The following is an 18,784-nucleotide window of genomic DNA, read 5'->3' as shown; positions in this document are numbered from 1 at the left end:
CACGGCGCGGACACGCCACCGGGATTTTCACCACACCCACAGTCATGTCAGAATCAGATTCACAAGAGCAGATCGCAGTCGTACTACCCGACGGATCGGAACTCGAGGTCGCCGAAGACGCCACGGTCGAGGACTGCGCCTACGAGATCGGTCCCGGGCTCGGCAGCGACACGGTCGCCGGCAAACTCGACGGCGAACTCGTCGCCAAGGAGGAGCCGGTCTACGACGGCGCGGAACTCGAGATCGTCACCGACCAGTCCGAGGAGTACCTGCAGGTCATGCGCCACTCCGCCTCGCACTGTCTCGCCCAGGCCGTCGAGCGCCACTACGGCGACGTCGACCTCGCCATCGGCCCGCCGACGGACGAGGGCTTCTACTACGACTTCGACAACCTCGATATCGACGAGGAGAACCTCGCCGACCTCGAGGACGAAATGGAGGAGATCATCGCCGACGACTACGAGATCGAGCGCGAGGTCGTCTCGATCGAGGAGGCCGAGGAGCGACTGGCCGACGAGCCCTACAAGCTCGAACTCCTCGCGGAGTTCGCCGAGGAGGGAGACACCGTCACGTTCTACAGGCAAGGCGAGTGGGAGGACCTCTGTGCCGGCCCGCACGTCGAGTCGACGGGCGAGATCGGCGCGGTCGAACTGCTCGAGATTGCGGGCGCCTACTGGCGCGGCGACGAGGAGAACACGATGCAGACGCGCATCTACGGCACCGCCTTCGAGGACGAGAGCGACCTCGAGGCGTTCCTCAATCGGAAGCAAGAAGCCGAGAAGCGCGACCACCGCCGGATCGGCAACGAGATGGACCTTTTCTCGATTCAGGACGTGACGGGGCCCGGCCTCCCGCTGTATCACCCCGCCGGGAAGACCGTGCTCAAGGAGCTCGAGGGATTCGTCGAGGATCTCAACGAAGACGCGGGCTACGACTACGTCGAGACGCCCCACGTCTTCAAGACGGACCTCTGGCACCGGTCGGGCCACTACGAGAACTACCAGGACGACATGTTCATCTTCGACGTCGGCGACGACGAGTTCGGCCTGAAGCCGATGAACTGTCCCGGCCACGCCGCCATCTTCCAGGACCACTCCTGGAGCTACCGCGACCTCCCGATCCGCTACGCGGAAAACGGGAAGGTGTATCGTAAGGAGCAACGCGGCGAACTCTCCGGGCTCTCTCGAGTCTGGGCCTTTACCATCGACGACGGTCACCTGTTCGTCCGCCCCGAACAGATCAAGTCGGAAGTCGAGCAGATCATGGACATGATCACGGACGTGCTGGACACGTTCGACCTCGAGTACGAGATGGCGCTGGCCACGCGCCCCGAGAAATCGGTCGGGAGCGACGAGATTTGGGACCGCGCCGAGGAGCAACTCGAGAGCGTCCTCGACTCTCACGGCCACGAGTACGAGATCGAGGAGGGCGACGGCGCGTTCTACGGGCCGAAGATCGACTTCGCGTTCGAGGACGCCATCGGCCGCTCGTGGGACGGCCCGACGGTCCAGCTTGACTTCAACATGCCCGAGCGCTTCGACCTGGACTACGTCGGCGAGGACAACGAGGAACACCGCCCCGTCATGATCCACCGCGCGCTGTACGGCAGCTACGAGCGGTTCTTCATGATGCTCATCGAGCACTATGAGGGCCGGTTCCCGCTCTGGCTCGCGCCCGAACAGGTCCGCGTACTGCCCATCTCCGACGACAACCTCGGCTACGCCCACCGGGTCGCCAACGAGTTCGACGACTTCCGCGTCGAGGTCGACGGCCGCGACAGCACGTTAGAGCGGAAGATCCGCGCCGCTCACGACGATCGAGTGCCCTACCAGATCATCGTCGGCGACAACGAGGAGGACGACGGCAACATCTCGGTTCGGGACCGCTTCGAGGACCAGGAGTACGACGTCGAAATTGAGGAGTTTCGAAGCCATCTCGAGGCCGAACACGACGAGCAGCGGACGGAGCCGGACTTCCTGCAGGGCTGACGACCTATCTCGGTTCTGTACAGTCCCCGTGCGATAATTCGATCGATAGCCGATGAGAAGTTATTTATCTGATGTCACGAACCTGATCGTATGTTCTCCCTCTGGTCCTCTCGACGCCAACCCCTCGGCACGGTTCTGGCGGCGACCACTCCGTTCATTGCGGGCTGTGGGAACGACGCAACCACCGAGAACAAATGCGACGGCGACGCGGAGAATGACGAATGACGGGTCTCGATCGACGAACCGTGCTCGGTTCGATCGGGACTGGCGTTCTCGGAGCGACCGCCGGCTGCCTCGAATTTTTCGAGTCGGACGACCCGCGGCGACGGTTCGAAGCCGACGAACTCGCGCCGATCCTCGCGATGGACCGCCCCGAAATCAAGCGCCCGGCCCCTGTTCAGCCGAACGAGTCGTCCGTTGGCGAGGCCATCGTCCGTCTCGACGAACTGATCGACGTCGTCCCGGAGCCGCTCGAGGCCGACGACGTGCCGAACGAGGCCGTCCGAGACGAAATCGATCGAACGCACGAGATCGCACGGGCCAGACGCGACGCGCTGGAGGACTCGTCGGATCGGTTCCACGCGCTTCAACGCAGCGTCGTCGCGCGTCGGTACGCCGGAGAGGCGGCAGTTGCAATCGAGGCGGTTCGAGACGAGCGCACCCTCGAGGATGTCGAATCGGAACGCGACGATGTCAGAACGCGAATCGAGAACCGACGCGCCGCCGTCGACCACGTCGGCGACGACGTACAGCGAACGCTACTCCTCGAGCACTGTCTCGAGAGCGAGTTGGAGATCGCCGAGTGGTGGCTCGACAATCGGCCGCGCGACGGCACGAGCGGCACCTTCGCTGTCGGATCGATCGGCGGCGTCGTCGAGCGGGCCCGAGCGGCGGTCTCGTTCGCCGAGGAGCTCGAGCGGCGACACGAGGAACGGCTCGAGGACGAGCGCTCGTTCGAATCTCGATTCGAAACTGCACTCGAACGATCGCTCGACGCGATCGAGGAGGCGAACGTCCCGAACGACTCGACCGAACCGACGGACCTGGTCGACGCCGAGGTCTCGGAGACGATCGCCGAACGGGTGCTTCTCGAGGGGGAGATCGCGGTCGTGAATGCGAGCGAACAAACGACGGATGCGGCGACGAACGACGAGACGTCGACCGCCCTCTGGTACGCCTGCGCGTTCGAACGTGACCGACGCGCGCTCGAGACGATACGCGAACGGATCGAAGACGGCGCACACCGATCCCTCGAAACGGCAGACGATGCCCGTACCGTTCGCGAATCCGCGCTCGAGTCCGCAGCTGACGTACCGTTCGAACCCGAAGAGTCGTCGCTCGGCGGGGATCACCTCGCCGACGGGTACGAACAGCTCGGACTGGTAGATTCCCGAATTCGGGGTGCGATCGACGACGGCTGGCGTACGGAGCTGTTCAGCGAGTACGCGGACTATGTCGTGATCGGCGCACAACTCGAGGCGTTGCCCGAAGCAATCGTCGTTCTCGAGGATCGACTCGAAGCGTAGTCACCTCGAAGTACTCACCCCGTCAGTCTCGGCGATCGCACGTACCGTCCGAAGTCCTACGAACCGGGGCACCCGCTCGGCGTAGCGTTCGTACTCCTCGCCGTACCGCTCGCGGAGCCACGGTTCCTCGGCGAACGGAAGCGCGAGCCACCAGCCGAGGAAGAGCGCACAGACGACGGCCACCAGCGTGGAGTTCGCTAGCACGGCGAAGCCGACCGTCGCGGCGATGTAGCCCACGTACTGGGGATTCCTCGAGTACCGATACCAGCCGCCGGTTCGCAACTCGCCGGAGAGTCCTTTCGTCTCCTCGACACCCAGGTCGTAGCCGGCCGCGAGCGCGACGGCGAAGCCGCCGCCGAACAGAGTCGCACCTGCGACGAAGGCGGTGACTCGTGGGAGGCCGAGGCTGTTCCAGTCCAGGTACGCGAGCGCGAACAGGATGGCGTTGAGCAGCTGTGAGATCCCCCAGTGTGCGTAGAACTGCCACCCTCGTTCGCCGGGCGGCCAGTACTCGGCGATGCCGAGCGCACTGGCGACGATCCCGGTGAGATTGGCGAGCACGAGAACGAGACCGGCGACGAACGCCGCCGTCGTCGGCGACACTGACCCGAGTACGGTCACGGACTCTCCCCCGTCGGCCGTTCGATCGTCGTCAACTGGTGGAGACACATACCTGATCATTGCCCCACGATGAGTCTGGGCTTTCTCACGAGTCTACTAGTCAATTTATAAATGAATCGTGAGCGAAGATCCGAACGATAGCCGATGAAGTACCTCGACGTGCGCCTCTCCCAGCCCGACTGGATGCTCCACCCGATGCAGCGGTTCATCCGCGAGGAAGACGCGGTCCGGTACGAGGAGCTTCGGACGTGGAATAGCGCCGGCCGCGATGACGGCCTCGAGTACGAACTGTTCTACGCCGAAGCCGAGCGCGAACCCTACGAGGAGGCGCTCGGGACCGTCGAGTCGGTCCGCTGGTACGACCTGACGCCGATCGACGACAACTCGTTCTACGTCTACATCTGCCAGGAAACCCGCCCGGAGGACGTGCGCTGGCGCGAGGCGTTCGCCGCCCTGAACCTCGTCGTCGTGCCGCCGATCGTCTACGATTCCGAGGCCGCGTTCTACATGATCGTCATCGGAGCCGGCGAGGACTTGCAGGCGATGCTTGAGGGACTCCCCGATGAGATCGACACCACCGTCCGAGTGATCGGGGAGTACGACCGTCAACACGCACCGCTCTGCGGTAACCTCACGGAACGCCAACTCGAGGCCGTCGAGAGCGCGGTCGATCTGGGCTACTTCGAGGTCCCCCGCGACGCCGGCGTCGACGCGGTCGCCGACGAGTTGGGCTGTGCCTCGAGTACGGCCGCACGGCTCTTACAGAAGGCCCAGGCGCGAGTTATGCGGCGGCTGGTCCAGCGTCGTGGCCGAGACACGCCTATCGACCGGTATTGATCGGTGGTGCTCGAGGGTCTCGCTATCGCAGCCGAGTCACACACGTTCGTGGTGATTCCATCTGATTTTCCAATCGTAATACCCATAGTTGCGGAATCATGCATATCCGTATGAACAGAGCTGAGAAGGCAGCCCTCCAGTTGCGGGCCGTCGACGTGTTGCGGATGTTGAAGGAGACGCGGACCTACGACGAACTCGCCGAAACGACGGGGCTGCCGGCGGGGGATCTCAACCGGTACGTTAACGGGCACGTCCTCCCCGGAACGGACCGCGCACGTGAGGTCGTCGAAGAACTCGGCCGGGAGGCGTTGGCCGATGAACTCGATGCCCGCATTCGGGTGGACGACGAGGGGTACGTGGACAATTCGGCGACCGTCTTCGATCAGCCCTTCCTCGATCTGGCCGCCCCGGTCGTGGCTAACGGCTTCGACTTCGAGCGACCCGACGTCGTCCTCACCGCCGCGACCGACGGGATCACGCTCGCGGCGGCGCTCGCGAGCTACTACGGCGTCCGGTGTGCCTACGCGAAAAAGCAAAAGGAGACCGCCGTCGAGGAGTTCATCGAGGCCCGCCAGCGCCTGCAGTCGGGGATCGAACTCACCTACTACCTGCCCGCTTCGGCTATCGCTCCCAGCGAATCGGTACTGGTCGTCGATGACCTTATTCGGTCGGGCGAGACCCAGGAACTCCTGTTAGACATCGCCCAGACCGCCGAAGCCGAGGTCGCCGGCGTCTTCACGCTCATCGCGGCCGGCGAGGACGGCATTCGGCGCGCCCGCGAACGCACCGACGCGCCGATCGGCTCGCTCGTCCGCGTCTGAGATGGATTGCTGTAACGGATTACCGGCGCAACTGTGACCGTCCTTCGGGCGCACCGGAAAACGACTCACAGCAATCCGCCTGACCGACTGACTTGACTTCCGATCGGTACGTCGACGATCGGATACGGATCCTTCTCGAGAGTGTACGGATGATTCGTCGACCGCGATGTTCGCTATCACGTGTCGGCTAATCGCACGAGGGGATCCGTGTGAACGAGTAGCACATTATTAATCATTAGGTTTATGGTGGTGCCGCCTCTTTGTGGTGGTACGCACATGACGAAGACAGTCATCCTCGGCGTGATCGGGTCCGACGCACACGTCGTCGGGATTACCATCCTGGAACAGGCGCTGGAGGCAGCCGGATTCGACGTCGTCAATCTGGGAGTACAGAGCTCCCAGGAGGAGTTCGTCGAGGCCGCGGCCGCCAACGACGCCGAGGCCGTCCTCGTCTCGTCGCTCTACGGCCACGCCAAGCAGGACTGCGAGGGCTTCCACCAGCGAATCGCCGACGCCGACATCGACGCGACGACCTACATCGGTGGGAACCTCGCCGTCGGACAGGACGACTTCGACGAGACGCGGTCGTTCTTCCGACAGATGGGCTTCAATCGGGTCTTTGACTCCGAGACCGACCCGGAGGAGGCCATCGAGGCACTGAAGGCCGATCTGGACATGCACTCGACCGAGTCCGAACAGGAAGGCCAGACCGTCTCGGTCTAACCGGCACCGTTTCTTGTCGTTCCGTTTCGCGTCACACCGCTCGACCAGTAGTCGCTGTACCCGTTACTCCGAGTAGTCGCTATCGACGTCTGCAACACGGACTCCGACGGCGAGCGACTGATCACCGAACGATCGTCACCGGCACCGGCGACCGGCGAGCGACCGTCTCCGCGACGCTGCCGAGGAGAATTCGACTCGCGCCCGTCCGGCCGTGGCTACCGACGACGATGTGGTCGATGTCGTGCTCGGCGGCGTAATCGACGATCGACCGGGAGATGTTGCCCAGGACGTGTTCCGTCTCGAGTTCGACGCCGTGTTCAGCCGCCTGTTCGCGCGCCGTCTCGAGGATGTTTTCGGCCCGCTCCTCGTGGTGGCCCTGTACCTCGTCGTAGTTCGCCATCGCGGTCCCTTCGATCCCGCTGACCGCGTAGAAGTCGCCCGGATCGAGGACGTAGAGCGCGGTGATCGTCGCCTCCGGATACTCCGTGCAGGCGAACTCGAGCGCCTCGGTCGACTGGTTCGAGTCATCGACTGCCACGAGAACGTGTTGTGCCATACCGGCCATACACGTGCCGACGGAATAAGTCCACCTCTGGGCCTGACGAGTCGGGAACCGGATACCCCTACGGAGCGAGCACCCGTTCAATCGCCGCCCGAATCCGATCCGGGTCCGGTCGGTACGCGTCCTCGCGGGCCGGAAGCGGAACCGGCACGTCGTAGCCCGTCACCCGCTCGATGGGTGCCTCGAGCGACCAGACGGCCTCGTCAGAAATTCGGGCCGCGATCTCACCGGCGAACCCGCCCGTCCGCGGCGCCTCGTGGACGACGACGCAGCGACCGGTCTTGCGGACGGACTCGAGGACTGTTTCGGTGTCCATCGGGCTGATCGTCCGCAGGTCGATCACCTCGATATCGGCCTCGAGCTCGGCGACCGCGTCCTCGACCTCTCGGACCATCGCGCCCCACGCGATAACCGTGGCGTCAGTTCCCTCCTCGACCACGCGTGCCTCGCCGAGCGGGACGACAGTCTCGTCGGGGACCGGTCGCCGTGCCGCCCGGTACAGCGGCATGGGTTCGAAGAAGAGGACTGGATCGGGACTGCGGATCGCCGAGCGCAGCAATCCGGCCGCGTCCCGTGCGGTCGAGGGGATCGCGACTTTCAGCCCCGGAATGTGGGCGTACCCCGCCTCGTAGCTCTCGGAGTGGTGCTCGAGTGCCGAGACGCCGAGGCCGTACGGCGCGCGGACGACCATCGGACAGGTAATCTTCCCGCGTGACCTGCTGCGAATCCGCGAGAGTTGCTGGTGGATCTGGTCGAACGCCTGGAAGGTGAACCCGGCGAACTGGATCTCGGCGACCGGCCGGTAGCCCGCCGCCGCGAGGCCGACACCGAGGCCGACGATGCCCGCCTCGGCCACCGGCGCGTCGTGGACCCGTCCGGGAAAGGCGTCGAGCAGCCCCTGTGTCGCCCGGAAGACGCCGCCGTCGACGCCGACGTCCTGGCCGTAGACGAGCACATCGTCGTCGCGCTCGAGTTCGGCGTGTAGGGTCCCCCGGATGGCTTCGACCATGTTCAGTCGGTCGGCGTCCTCGAGGGCAGTCTCGGTGGCTTCTGCCGTCTCGCTAGCGCGGCTTCCGTTACCGGTGCCCGTGTCCGCCGTCGATGACCCACCGTCACCTCGCCGGCCCCCCTCGGCTGGTGCGACCGTGTGCCCGTCGTCCGCGACGAACGCCTCGCGCTGGCGCTCGAGGTACGGTGGTCGCTCCGCGTACGCGTAATCAAACATATTCACCGGCTCGGCAGTCGCTTCCGTCTCCCGGGCCGCCTCGAGTGACTCCTCGAGATCGGCTTCGATCTCGGACTCGATCGAGTCGATCGTCTCGTCGTCGAGCAGTCCGCGTTCTCGGAGGTAGCGTTCGAACCGCAGGATCGGGTCGAGCGGTTCCCACGACTCCTCTTCCTCGGTGGTCCGGTAGACGGAGGGGTCGTCCGCCGTCGTGTGCATCTCACGGCGGTAGGTCGTCGCCTCGATCATCGTCGGCACGCCGCGCCGAGCGCGCTCGAGCGCTTCGTTCGTGACCGCGTAGACGCCCAGAATATCGTTGCCGTCGACTTGAATCGGTTCGATTCCCGCAGCGATGGCCTTCTGTGCGAGGGTCGCGGCCCGCGTCTGTTTCGACAGCGGCGTCGAGATCGCGTACTGGTTGTTCTGGCAGAAAAAGACGGTCTGGGCCTCGTAAACGCCGGCCAGATTCATCGCCTCGTACACCTCGCCCTCGCTGGTCGCACCGTCCCCGAAGTAGGTGAGCGCGACCGACTCGCTGTCGTTCATCGATTCCGCCCAGCCGATTCCGGCGGCGTGGAGCGGCTGGGTCCCCACGGCGATCGACGGCGGCATCATCGGCACGTCCTCGGGCGGCTCCCCGCCCTCCTCGAGTCCCATCGCGTACTCGATGATCTCCTGGGCCGACCCGCCGCGGGCCAGCGCCGACGGGTGTTCGCGGAACGCGGGCACCGTCCAGTCGGTTTCGTCGAGCGCCGCAGTGCTTCCGACCTGGGCGGCCTCCTGCCCCGTCGCAGGTGCGAACGTTCCCAGTTCACCCCGTCGCTGGAGGGCGATCACCCGCCGGTCGAGTCGCCGCGATCGCTTCATCGTCCGGTACCACTCGAGCAGGCGCTCGTCGTCGATTTCGGGCTCGAGGGACTCGTCGACTCGCCCCTCCTGATCGAGCACCTGGACGCGATCGATCGAGAACGCGGCGACCTGAGAGCGCGGCATATCGCTGGTACGACGGTAGGCCACTTAGTGCCCGTCTCGGCCATCGCGTGGCCGGCGCTCGGCACTGCTGTGGGAGTCGTTGGGTAGGTGACTGCACGGTCGCTCTCGAGTCGAAGCGCAGAAAAATCGACGTGAAATCGGCTGCGGTGACTGCCCGCGTTACTTCGCGCGACCTTTGCCGCCGTTGTTGGACGGGCGGACCTTCTCGGCACCTTTGCCGCGGTTGTTGAGGCCGCGGTTGGACTTGCCAGCGTTGGTGAGTCCGCGGAACGCGCGGTTCGTGTGGTCGTCGTCGCAGATCCAGTTGAGATCGTCGTCGTTCTCGATCGCGGGGTGGTTCGGATCCACGAGGATCATCTCGAACCACTTCTGCGAGCCGTCTTCCCCGACCCAGTAACTGTTGAGCACGCGCAGGTTGGGATATTTCCGGGAGACGCGCTCTTCGCCGATGCGCTGGATGTTCTTGCGCCGCCCGATGCGGTTGACACCCTGGCGCTTCGAGCGCCGACCGGCCTTGTGTCGCTGCTTCCGGGCGGTCCCTTTCCGGACCGAGACCCGGGTCACGATAATGCCCTGTTTGGCCTTGTAGCCGAGTTCGCGCGCCTTGTCGAGTCGCGTCGGGCGATCGATCCGTTCGATCGCGCCCTCCTTGCGCCACTCCTGTTTGCGCTGCCACTGCAGCTCCCCGAGCTTGCCGTCGTCGGGGTCCTTCCATGCGTCCTTGATGTGGGAATAGAAGCTTTTTGCCATTGTATTCACCCGCGGGCGTTGCGTGGTTCAATCCCGACCGGGGCCGAGCCCCGCGGATCACATCCCGACCTGTGACACCGCGTCGTACAGGTGCCCGCTGATGCCCGCGCGAACCAGCGAGTCTACCGAATCTATCCAACTCTCGAGTATAAGGGCTTCGAACTCCGATGCGGAACGGTTCCAGCGAGGCGGGTGAGCGCCCGCCGATCGCGTCGACCGGGTTATCGCACCGGGGCGCGATCGCGCACGCCGCTCGGCGCGATCCCGTTGACGGTCGCGAAGACGGCCCCCAGGATCAGCCCGTAGACGAGATGGCCGAGGCCGAACACGAGCGCGCTGAAGAGCTCCGCCGTGGCCCCCGAGACGGGAAGGAACGGCAGCGGCAACGCCGCGACCTCGGCCCGCTCCATCGCCAGCGGGAACACGACGCCGCCGGCGAAGAGCCCGATGACCGCACCGAAGACGAGCCCCATGATGACGTAATCGCCGAACGAGGTGGCCAGTTGCTGAACGAACGACCTCGAGGCGATCGCGGCGAACAGGAGCCCGAACGCGATGCTAATCATCAGGTGAATCGTCCAGCCGACGCCGACCGCCGTCCCGGGATCCGTCGCGAGTCCGCCCAGCAACTCGATCTGGTTCCCGCCGAGGTGGAGGACCAGTCCCATGGCGATCCCGGCGACCAGTCCGCCCGTGATGCCACCTCCCCACACGCCGATACCGTCGAGAGTTTGTTTGTCATTCTCACTCATAGATAGTGGTACGGATGCGTGTGTGTTCAATTCTTCCATTGACTGATTATCGAGAAAATAACTCGAACGTGAGATATAACTACCACTGATTAATCCGTTACTATGATAGTCATAATACTTTTAAATTAGTTCGTAGACAGTCATCTCGGGTTACGATAAGATGCAACCATTGGTAACGATTGCTGGCGAGGACGCTAGACTTCGCTCGATTCCGGTTTCAGTGTCGTCTCGAGCAGTAGCCGAGACGAAACACAGCCGTCCAATCAGCCGTTCGCCCGCGCTTCGCAGGCGCCACACTGGCTCAACGATGACAGGGACGAACCCGCCCGTTCGCGGTGACGACGGATGACTGACGACGATCCCACGACCCGACCGACTCGTCGAACGGTCCTCGAGGCGTTCGGGACCGGCGTCGTCGGTACCGTCGCGTTCTCCGGCTCCGCCGCGGCGCTCGGCGACGGTTTCGTCGGCGACGCGCTCGAGGGGATAGTGACCGTCGGCGACACGCTCGTCGACGACGACCTCGACCTCGGGAGCGACGTCCTTCAGGAGGTGCTGATCGTCTTCGAGTCGACCGCGGACCTCGTCCGACTCGAGGCGCTCGATGTCGAGGTAGCGATCGGCTTCGACGTCCTCCCGATCGGCTACGCCGAACTACCCGGATCACTCATCGAGACCGTCGCCGGCTGGGACGCGGTGCGGTACGTCTCGTCGAACTACGACCTCGAGTACCACAACGACGGTGCCCGGGAAGGCGCGAACGCCGACGCCGTGCAGGCCGGTGAGGGACTCGAGACGGCCTACTCCGGTGAGAACGTTCACGTCGCCCTCATCGATTCAGGGATCGACGGGTCCCACCCCGATCTGCAGGCGAACGTCGTGGCGAACTACCAGTACGTGGGGGTCCCCGTCGTCCAGGACGCCCCGCTCTGGTGGCAGGACGTCGGCGGCGGCGACACCGACGCGAACGGCCACGGAACCCACTGTGCGGGGAGCGTCGGCGGGACCGGCGACCGGAGCGACGGTGAGTACGCCGGGATGGCCCCGAATGCCGATCTGACGATGTACGCGACGGGGCTGGGGCTGTCGATCGTGTTCATCGTCGCCGCATACGACGATCTGCTCCGCCGACAGCGTGAAGGTGAGCACGATATTCAGGTGGTCTCGAACTCGTACGGACCGGCACAGGACGACCGTTCGTTCGTCCCCGACGATCCGATCAACGTCGCGACGTGGCGTGCCCACGAGGCGGGGCTCCTCCCGGTCTTCTCGGCGGGCAACGACGGCCCCGAGGCGGGAACGCTGAACCAGTACGCGACGGCCCCGCACGTCCTGGGCGTCGCGGCCACCGACGACGAGGGTGCCGTCGCCGATTTCTCCTCGCGTGGCCGTCCGCAGGACGGCTCGTACGACGCCGATAATTACGATCGCAGAGCGGCCTACGAAAATCTCACCGCGTTCCACGACGGAACCCCGCAGGACGAGATCGACGGGCCGCTGGGCGTCTACCGCAACGGCGTCGCCGCCAAAGGCGAAGACGTGATGAGCACGCTCGGGCCCCTCGACGTGTTGAACGTCACCGCACCCGACGAATCGCTCTACTACGGCCCCATGTCCGGGACCAGCATGTCCTGTCCCGTCACCGCCGGTTGCGCCGCATTGGTCTACGACGCCGCTATCGAGCGACGAGCCGACGATGACGTGCCAAGCCCGATGGACGTGCTCGTGACGCTCGAGGCGACCGCCGACGAACGGCGGCTCGAGTCCTACACTGCAGAATCCGTCGGTGCAGGGTACGTCGACGTTCACGCGGCCGTCGAACGCGCCGAAGCGGGCGACCTCGCGACGTTCGACGAAATCGAGATTGCGCCGAGCAGCGACGAACAGTAACGGACCCGACTCGGCGGCGCGGCGAACACAGCACTGTGTCGCCGGTTTGCGTCGCCGGCTCGCTTCTGTCGTATCCATCCATTTTCTACTCGAGGATCGAATCAGGCTATAAAAGTGATAGGTTAGATGCGCTTCAAAAGTCGTTCATGGCCCTGTAAACATCTGTTCCTCAGACAAATGTAATGATAACTATATATCCTCCGGCCGTGTACTACACCTATGGTCTTTCACATCATCGACGCGATGACCGACGGGTTCTCCCGCACTACCGAGCGAAACGGACTCGTCTTCGTCGCCATATTCGCCGTCCTCGCACTGTTGAACGCGTTCGTCGCCCCGGTGGAAACTGGGACTACCGTCGGCGTAACGCTGACCGCAGGACTCGTTGGGTTCCTTACCGGACTGCTCTCGCTCGCGATCGGGCTCGCGACGATGGCGACAGCGATCGTCGCGCTCCGGACGTTCGCGTCCGACGAAACCGAGACGATCTCTCGCGAGTTCCGCCGCCGGAAGATCGCCACTGCCACGCTCAACGCCTTCGTCGGGACGATCGTCTTCGTCTCGCTCGTCGCCGCCGGTAGCGTCTTCCTGCTCGTGCCGGGACTGTTCCTCCTCGTCAGTCTCTACTACTGGAGCGCATTCGTCGCGATCGAGGATCAGAACTTCGTCCGGGCGTTCCGCAGCAGCTGGGCGCTGACCCGTGGAAGTCGTCTTCGCCTGTTCGGCCTCGGAATCGCCGTACTCGTCCTCGGTCTCGCCGTCAACGCGACCGTCGCGATTCCGACGTTCCTGCTCGGCGGTACCGCCGGGCTCGTCCTCACGCAGGTCGTCGCCGCGGCCGTCACGGTGTACATCATCGCGACCACGGCCCGCGCGTACGACCAACTCCGGGGCCTCGAGCCCCCCGTCGAAGCGGATTCGCGACCGGAATCTGCCGGGATGGCCGCCTGAGACGCTCTTCGGGCGCTTCGATCGGCCGCTCCTCGAGCGGGCTATCATCACGCCGCTCCGAATTTCATATATTGTTATATAATTCATTGGCCCGAACGGAGGGTCACATTCCGCTGATACGCCTAAGATCGAACGGTCTCGAGAACGCTGTTCGAAGCTGTCAGCGTCGTCGAGCCATGTGCTGAACGGAAAGAACGCGTCTTTCATGAGGACCGTCATCGGTCACTGTCGTTTGGCGTGTATCTGTTTGCGATCCCGGATTCCAATACATCGCAGAGAGGTCGAGACGCACGGCTCCGGTATCGGGGGAATCAACTCGAATCGGGACTCTCGGAAAATCGCGGTTCTCTCAGACGAATTCGACAACCGTCTCGAACGAGCCGTCGGTGATCGTCTCGGCGAGTTCGTCGCTCTCCAGATCGTCGGGTACGTGCTGAGGATATTTGCGCCGGAAGTAGCCGACGATGTTCGTCAGATCGCGCCGGAGGAACTCGTCGGCGTTCTCGTGGTCCGTCGGAACGGCCTGGGGCCAGTCGAAGACCTTCACACCCTCCTCGTTGACGAAGACGTTGTACTCGCTCATGTCGGCGTGAACGTAGCCCTTCGCGTACGCGCGCGAGACCTCGGAGAGCAGGAGATCGAGGACGCCCAGGACCTGCTCGTCCTCGAGTCGGGTCTGAGAGAGTTCGACGCCGTCCATCTTCTCCATGACGATGGCGTGGCGGTTCTGCCCGATGGGTTGTGGCACCGCGACATCGGGGTAGAGCTCCTCGAGGATGCCGTGTTCGCGCTCGGCGGCCTTTCGGGCGGTGTACATCCAGGAGACGTGGTCGTTTTCCGACGTGTAATCCCGTTCCTTGTGGACCTTCCGGAAGTTCGTATACCCCTCGCGGTGGTACTTCAGCGCCAGCGGCTTGTACGACTTGACCTCGTAGACATCGCTCTCCTTGCCGACGCCCAGCGGCGAGCCGAACTCGGAGATCGTGTCCTGTTCGACGAGCGCCCGCAGGGCGAGGACGTCGTACCCCTCGAACTGGAGGGTGTATCCCTCGTACTGAATCGTCTTTTTCTCGACCAGTCCGCGCTCGAGACAGCGCCCGAGCCGATACTCGACCTCCTCTTCCGGCAGATCGGAAAACTTCGGGAGCTTTTCTCGCTGAACCCACTCGGAGAACCGCATCCCCTGTTCGACCCCCGAGAGGAGATAGAAGTCCTCCGTCTCGAGTTCCGGGAGTAACCCGGCGACGTTGCGCACCATACGTGTTGATAGCCGGCGTATACGTAAAAACGACGTGACGCGGCCGCGGCGGTGCATCGGAATCGATCGGAGAACGGCGTTCTACCGCTGTCGAGAGCGTGTCGAGCGCTCGCTCGAGGTGACTCGGACCCGCGCTTCTCCCCTAACAAACTCTATAGTGCTATACAGAAATCCGTCACCGTCGGAATCACTTTCCACCTCGTCCACGTGGCCTCGCACATGACGGCACTGGCCGATCGGGACTGGCGGCTGCTCCGGGACGAGCCCCGCGACGGGGCGACGCAGATGGCCCTCGAGGAGATCGCTGCGCGAACGGCTCTCGAGGACGACGTTCGAACCGTCCGCACGTACTCGTGGGAACCGAGCACGCTCTCGCTGGGGTACCGGCAGGACGCCGACACGGTCGACTGGAAGTTCTGCGAGCGAGAGGGGATCGACGTTACCCGCCGACAGACCGGCGGCGGGGGGATCTATCACGACCGGTACGCCGATATTTCGTATACGATCGTCGCCCCGGCTGACGAGGTCCCCGGAAACCTGATGGAGTGCTACGAACTGTTCTGCGAACCCGTTCTCGAGGCCTTCGATCGAATGGGCGTCGACGCGGCCTTCGCGTCGGCCGAACAGGACTCGATCTACCAGCCCTCGTGCTATCTGCGGGACATCAACCCGGCACACGACATCGTCGCGCCTGCGGATGCGGGCGCGCAAGCAGAGAAGATCAGCGGCAACGCTCAGTACCGCCAGCGCGACGTCGTCATCCAGCACGGTTCGATCAGCTACGATCTCGAGCCACGGAAACACGTCGGTGTCTTCGATACTGAACTCGAGGAGTCGACGTTCACCGATCGAGTGACTAGCATTCGTGACGAAGTAGGGGTCGACCGCGAGGAAGCACTCGAGACGATCGCGGGGGCGCTGCGGGACTGGTGTGCTGCCGAGGAATCGACTTGGAACGACGGCGAACTCGAGGCCGCTCGCGAGCTCGCCGACCGGAAGTTCGGACGTGACGCGTGGGTTCGGAATCGGGAGGTCCTCGAGGCGGGTGAACAGTGATACTCAGCGATCGATCGGTTGCTCGTGGCGTGACTCGAACGATTGCTGCGGTGGCGCGTGCTGTCCTGCGATGAACGATCAGTGAATCGCAGGAGAACACCGCGCGAGGTCTTCGCGAACGAAGTGAGCGAAGGCTTGTCAGAGCTTGCTCTGACAGTGGATGAGCGAGGGAAGCATGACCGAGCGAATCGGCTGGGGAGGGTGTGGAAATCCCTAGTTGCCAGTATGAGAACTGGTGATCGATTTTGAACTGACAGGTTGAATCATAGTGGGGTAAACGGTTGCCACCTGCTTCTGGCAACTAGGGACGCCACGTCCTCCCCAGCCGATTTCTCCTCACGGGCCTTTGGCCCGGTTCGAATGGTTCGCGGGACCGTCGGTCCCGCGCTAACGCTCACTTCGCTCGCGAAGACCTCGCGCGGATTCGAGCGACGGTTCGCCAGTGGCGAACCGTAGCACAGCACGCGCCACTGCACGTCTATCGGCCAATATGGAGACGCCGTCCGAACTCGAGTCGCTCCGAAGTACCTATCACGAACGGGTACTGACGAGTGGCCATGAAGGTCGGCGCACACGTTTCGATCTCCGGTTCGCGCGTCTCGTCCGACGAGGAAACACCGCCGTACGACGACCTCCGCAACGCGGTCCATCGCCAGACCGCGTTCGGCGGGAACTGCGGGCAGGTGTTTACCACCTCGCCGCAGGTCTGGGCACAGCCCGAGATCAGCGACGAGGCGGCCGCGGGCTTCCGAGATGAGAGCGACGAACGACTCGAGGGGCCGTGGGTCATCCACTCGGCCTACCTCGTCAATCTCTGTACGCCCAAAGACGACCTCCGCCGGAAGTCCATGGAGAGCATGCAGGCGGAACTCGACGCCGCCGAGCGACTCGGGATTCCGTACGTCAACGTCCACCTCGGAGCCCACACCGGTGCGGGCGTCGAGGGCGGTCTCGACAACGCCGCGAGCGTCATCGACGACCTCGAGGTGCCCGACGACGTCCAGATCCTCATCGAGTCCGACGCGGGCAGCGGAACGAAGCTCGGCGGCGAGTTCGAGCACCTCGCGGGGATCATCGACCGCACCGAGACGGACATCGGAATCTGCATCGACACCGCCCACACGCTCGTCGCGGGCAACGACCTGACGACGCCCGAGGCGGTCGACGAGACCGTCGGCCGCTTCGACGACGAGGTCGGCCTCGAGCACCTCGAGTACATCCACCTCAACGACTCGAAACACGACGTGGGCACCCACAAGGACGAACACGCCCACATCGGCGAGGGCTACATCGGCGAAGACGGGATGAAGGCCATCGTGAACCATCCGGATCTCCAGGAGCTGCCGTTCGCGCTCGAGACGCCGACCGAGGACGGCCGCGGCTTCGCGTGGAACATCGAGAAGGTCAAGGAACTCCGAGACGACGACTAACACTGGGATTTCGATCGCTCGAGAAATCGACCCGCTTTTACTCGCAACGCCGCTATGGGATCCCGTGCGCGAGTTCTCCGAATCCTATCTCAGCCGGACCCGCGAGGGGATGTGGGCCGATTCCCGCGCGGCCCTCGAGCCGCTCGCCCTCGATTCCCGCGATCGGATCCTGGACGTGGGCTGCGGGACCGGCGAGTTGAGCCGCGTCCTTCGCGAGGAGACGGCCGACGACACGACAGTCGTCGGCTGCGATGCCGATCTGGAATTACTCGAGGTCGCCAGGGGCGACGACCCCGTCCCGGTCGTCGCTGGCGACGCTCTCCGACTACCCTTTCCTGACAACAGCTTCGACCTCGTGATCTGTCAGGCGCTCCTGATCAACCTCCCCGATCCAGCGGCCGCGCTCGAGGAGTTCGCACGCGTCTCCACCGACCTCGTCGCGGCCGTCGAACCGGACAACGCCGCGGTCGAGATCGACTCGAGCGTCGACGCCGAAGACGACCTCGAGCGCCGGGCCCGGCAGGCCTACCTCGACGGCGTGGACACCGATGTAGCCCTCGGGGCCGACGCTCGTCGAGCCATCGAAGCGGCGGGGCTCGAGGTGCTCGCGACTCGCCGGTACGACCACGTCCGAACGGTCGAGCCGCCGTACAGCGACGGCGCGCTGACGGCCGCCCGCCGAAAGGCGACCGGCGACGGGCTGGCCGACGACCGGCAAACCATACTCTCGGGAGCGGTGACCGAGTCGGAGTACGACGATCTCCGCAGTTCGTGGCGGGAGATGGGTCGGACTGTCATCGAACAGATGGGGACACAGGAGTATCGTCGCGCGGAAACGGTTCCGTTCTTCGTCACTGTCGGACGGATTGCCTAGTTTCGTTTCGACCGGATGCGTCGAGCGGCAGCAGCGGACGTGTTGCCTGCTGGCTCACCACGGGAGGAGCGCTCGCAGTCCGCTGCCGACCAGTCCACCGACGAGTCCGTCGACGGCGGTCAGCAGCGAGAAGGCGAGTACGAGGAGAACGAAACTCGGCAGTCCGAGTCCCGTAAGCATCGGGCTGATGGGGCCGATGGACGCGAGTACCAGCAGCGGCGGTTCGTTGTACAGTCCCAGAATCGTCCCGAGGAACGCCGTCACCGTTCCCGCAAGTCCGCCGACGAGCGCGCTCGCGATCATCGCGTGTACGATGCCGGACGCGACCTGTCGGACGGCGTATGCGGCGATGAATCCGGCGACGATACCGCCGCCGATCCGAGTGAGCAGCGGGACCATCAGCCCGGTGAGGTTGACGAGAACCCCGACGGTGGTCGCGCCGACGATAATCCACGTATCGATCCCCTCGAGCGATAGCTCACTCGCTCCGACGTCGACCGTCTCGTATTCACTCATGTCTGTTGCTC

17 protein-coding genes and 1 pseudogene are annotated in these 18,784 nt (G+C 64.3%); 10 read left to right on the top strand and 8 right to left on the bottom strand.

Annotated features, from left to right (window positions below):
- The first annotated feature begins 44 nt into the window (after positions 1–44).
- A complete protein-coding gene (gene thrS / locus HYG81_RS25705) occupies positions 45–1,988 on the top strand; it encodes a threonine--tRNA ligase (RefSeq protein ID WP_180842492.1) in 1,944 nt (647 codons plus the stop codon).
- Positions 1,989–2,209: 221 nt separating this feature from the next.
- Complete coding sequence (locus tag HYG81_RS25700) at positions 2,210–3,514, top strand: hypothetical protein (protein ID WP_180842491.1); 1,305 nt, start codon at positions 2,210–2,212, stop codon at positions 3,512–3,514.
- Here the strand turns inward: HYG81_RS25700 and HYG81_RS25695 are convergent, their stop codons facing one another.
- Positions 3,515–4,135, bottom strand: a complete 621-nt coding sequence (locus tag HYG81_RS25695; RefSeq protein WP_226376042.1) for a methyltransferase family protein — start codon at positions 4,133–4,135, stop codon at positions 3,515–3,517.
- Positions 4,136–4,279: 144 nt separating this feature from the next.
- Between HYG81_RS25695 and HYG81_RS25690 the strand changes: the two genes are divergently transcribed.
- From HYG81_RS25690 to glmS, 3 genes are all read left to right on the top strand, one after another.
- Complete coding sequence (locus HYG81_RS25690) at positions 4,280–4,972, top strand: helix-turn-helix domain-containing protein (RefSeq protein WP_180842489.1); 693 nt, start codon at positions 4,280–4,282, stop codon at positions 4,970–4,972.
- A 110-nt stretch (positions 4,973–5,082) separates the two neighbouring features.
- Positions 5,083–5,793: a phosphoribosyltransferase family protein gene (locus HYG81_RS25685; protein ID WP_180842488.1), complete on the top strand. Its 711-nt coding sequence runs from the start codon at positions 5,083–5,085 to the stop codon at positions 5,791–5,793.
- A gap of 276 nt (positions 5,794–6,069) precedes the next feature.
- The gene (gene glmS, locus HYG81_RS25680; RefSeq protein WP_180842487.1) at positions 6,070–6,516 is read left to right on the top strand and encodes a methylaspartate mutase subunit S; all 447 of its coding nucleotides are present in this window, start codon (positions 6,070–6,072) and stop codon (positions 6,514–6,516) included.
- Positions 6,517–6,637: 121 nt separating this feature from the next.
- Here the strand turns inward: glmS and HYG81_RS25675 are convergent, their stop codons facing one another.
- From HYG81_RS25675 to HYG81_RS25655, 5 genes and pseudogenes are all read right to left on the bottom strand, one after another.
- Entirely contained in the window at positions 6,638–7,072 is a 435-nt protein-coding gene (locus HYG81_RS25675; protein WP_180842486.1) for a universal stress protein, read from the bottom strand.
- Positions 7,073–7,139: 67 nt separating this feature from the next.
- Complete coding sequence (locus tag HYG81_RS45735) at positions 7,140–8,087, bottom strand: alpha-ketoacid dehydrogenase subunit beta (protein ID WP_226376070.1); 948 nt, start codon at positions 8,085–8,087, stop codon at positions 7,140–7,142.
- Positions 8,088–8,306: 219 nt separating this feature from the next.
- Positions 8,307–9,296 (bottom strand): annotated as a pseudogene (locus HYG81_RS45730) (thiamine pyrophosphate-dependent dehydrogenase E1 component subunit alpha); the annotation flags it as partial.
- Positions 9,297–9,455: 159 nt separating this feature from the next.
- Positions 9,456–10,046, bottom strand: a complete 591-nt coding sequence (locus tag HYG81_RS25660; protein WP_180842484.1) for a 50S ribosomal protein L15e — start codon at positions 10,044–10,046, stop codon at positions 9,456–9,458.
- 221 nt (positions 10,047–10,267) lie between these two features.
- Positions 10,268–10,798: a hypothetical protein gene (locus tag HYG81_RS25655; protein WP_180842483.1), complete on the bottom strand. Its 531-nt coding sequence runs from the start codon at positions 10,796–10,798 to the stop codon at positions 10,268–10,270.
- Between the two features lie 345 nt (positions 10,799–11,143).
- Between HYG81_RS25655 and HYG81_RS25650 the strand changes: the two genes are divergently transcribed.
- Positions 11,144–12,688, top strand: a complete 1,545-nt coding sequence (locus HYG81_RS25650; protein WP_180842482.1) for a S8 family serine peptidase — start codon at positions 11,144–11,146, stop codon at positions 12,686–12,688.
- 219 nt (positions 12,689–12,907) lie between these two features.
- The gene (locus HYG81_RS25645) at positions 12,908–13,639 is read left to right on the top strand and encodes a DUF7847 domain-containing protein (protein WP_180842481.1); all 732 of its coding nucleotides are present in this window, start codon (positions 12,908–12,910) and stop codon (positions 13,637–13,639) included.
- Positions 13,640–13,988: 349 nt separating this feature from the next.
- Here HYG81_RS25645 and HYG81_RS25640 read toward each other — a convergent pair whose 3' ends face one another.
- Entirely contained in the window at positions 13,989–14,897 is a 909-nt protein-coding gene (locus tag HYG81_RS25640; protein ID WP_180842480.1) for a serine/threonine-protein kinase RIO2, read from the bottom strand.
- A gap of 219 nt (positions 14,898–15,116) precedes the next feature.
- On the opposite strand from HYG81_RS25640, the gene HYG81_RS25635 reads away from it, so the two are divergent.
- The 3 genes from HYG81_RS25635 (at position 15,117) to HYG81_RS25625 (ending at position 18,257) form a co-directional block, all read left to right on the top strand.
- On the top strand, positions 15,117–15,953 hold the full coding sequence (locus HYG81_RS25635) for a lipoate--protein ligase family protein (protein WP_180842479.1): 837 nt from the start codon (positions 15,117–15,119) through the stop codon (positions 15,951–15,953).
- A 557-nt stretch (positions 15,954–16,510) separates the two neighbouring features.
- A complete protein-coding gene (locus HYG81_RS25630; RefSeq protein WP_180842478.1) occupies positions 16,511–17,383 on the top strand; it encodes a deoxyribonuclease IV in 873 nt (290 codons plus the stop codon).
- 64 nt (positions 17,384–17,447) lie between these two features.
- Positions 17,448–18,257, top strand: coding sequence for a class I SAM-dependent methyltransferase (locus HYG81_RS25625; protein WP_180842477.1), 810 nt, complete (start codon positions 17,448–17,450; stop codon positions 18,255–18,257).
- Between the two features lie 54 nt (positions 18,258–18,311).
- Here HYG81_RS25625 and HYG81_RS25620 read toward each other — a convergent pair whose 3' ends face one another.
- A complete protein-coding gene (locus HYG81_RS25620) occupies positions 18,312–18,773 on the bottom strand; it encodes a hypothetical protein (RefSeq protein WP_180842476.1) in 462 nt (153 codons plus the stop codon).
- Between the last annotated feature and the right edge of the window lie 11 nt (positions 18,774–18,784).

The organism is Natrinema zhouii (assembly GCF_013456555.2).
GTDB classification, from domain to species: Archaea; Halobacteriota; Halobacteria; order Halobacteriales; family Natrialbaceae; genus Natrinema; species Natrinema zhouii.
This window is presented reverse-complemented; position numbering and strand designations above follow the sequence as displayed.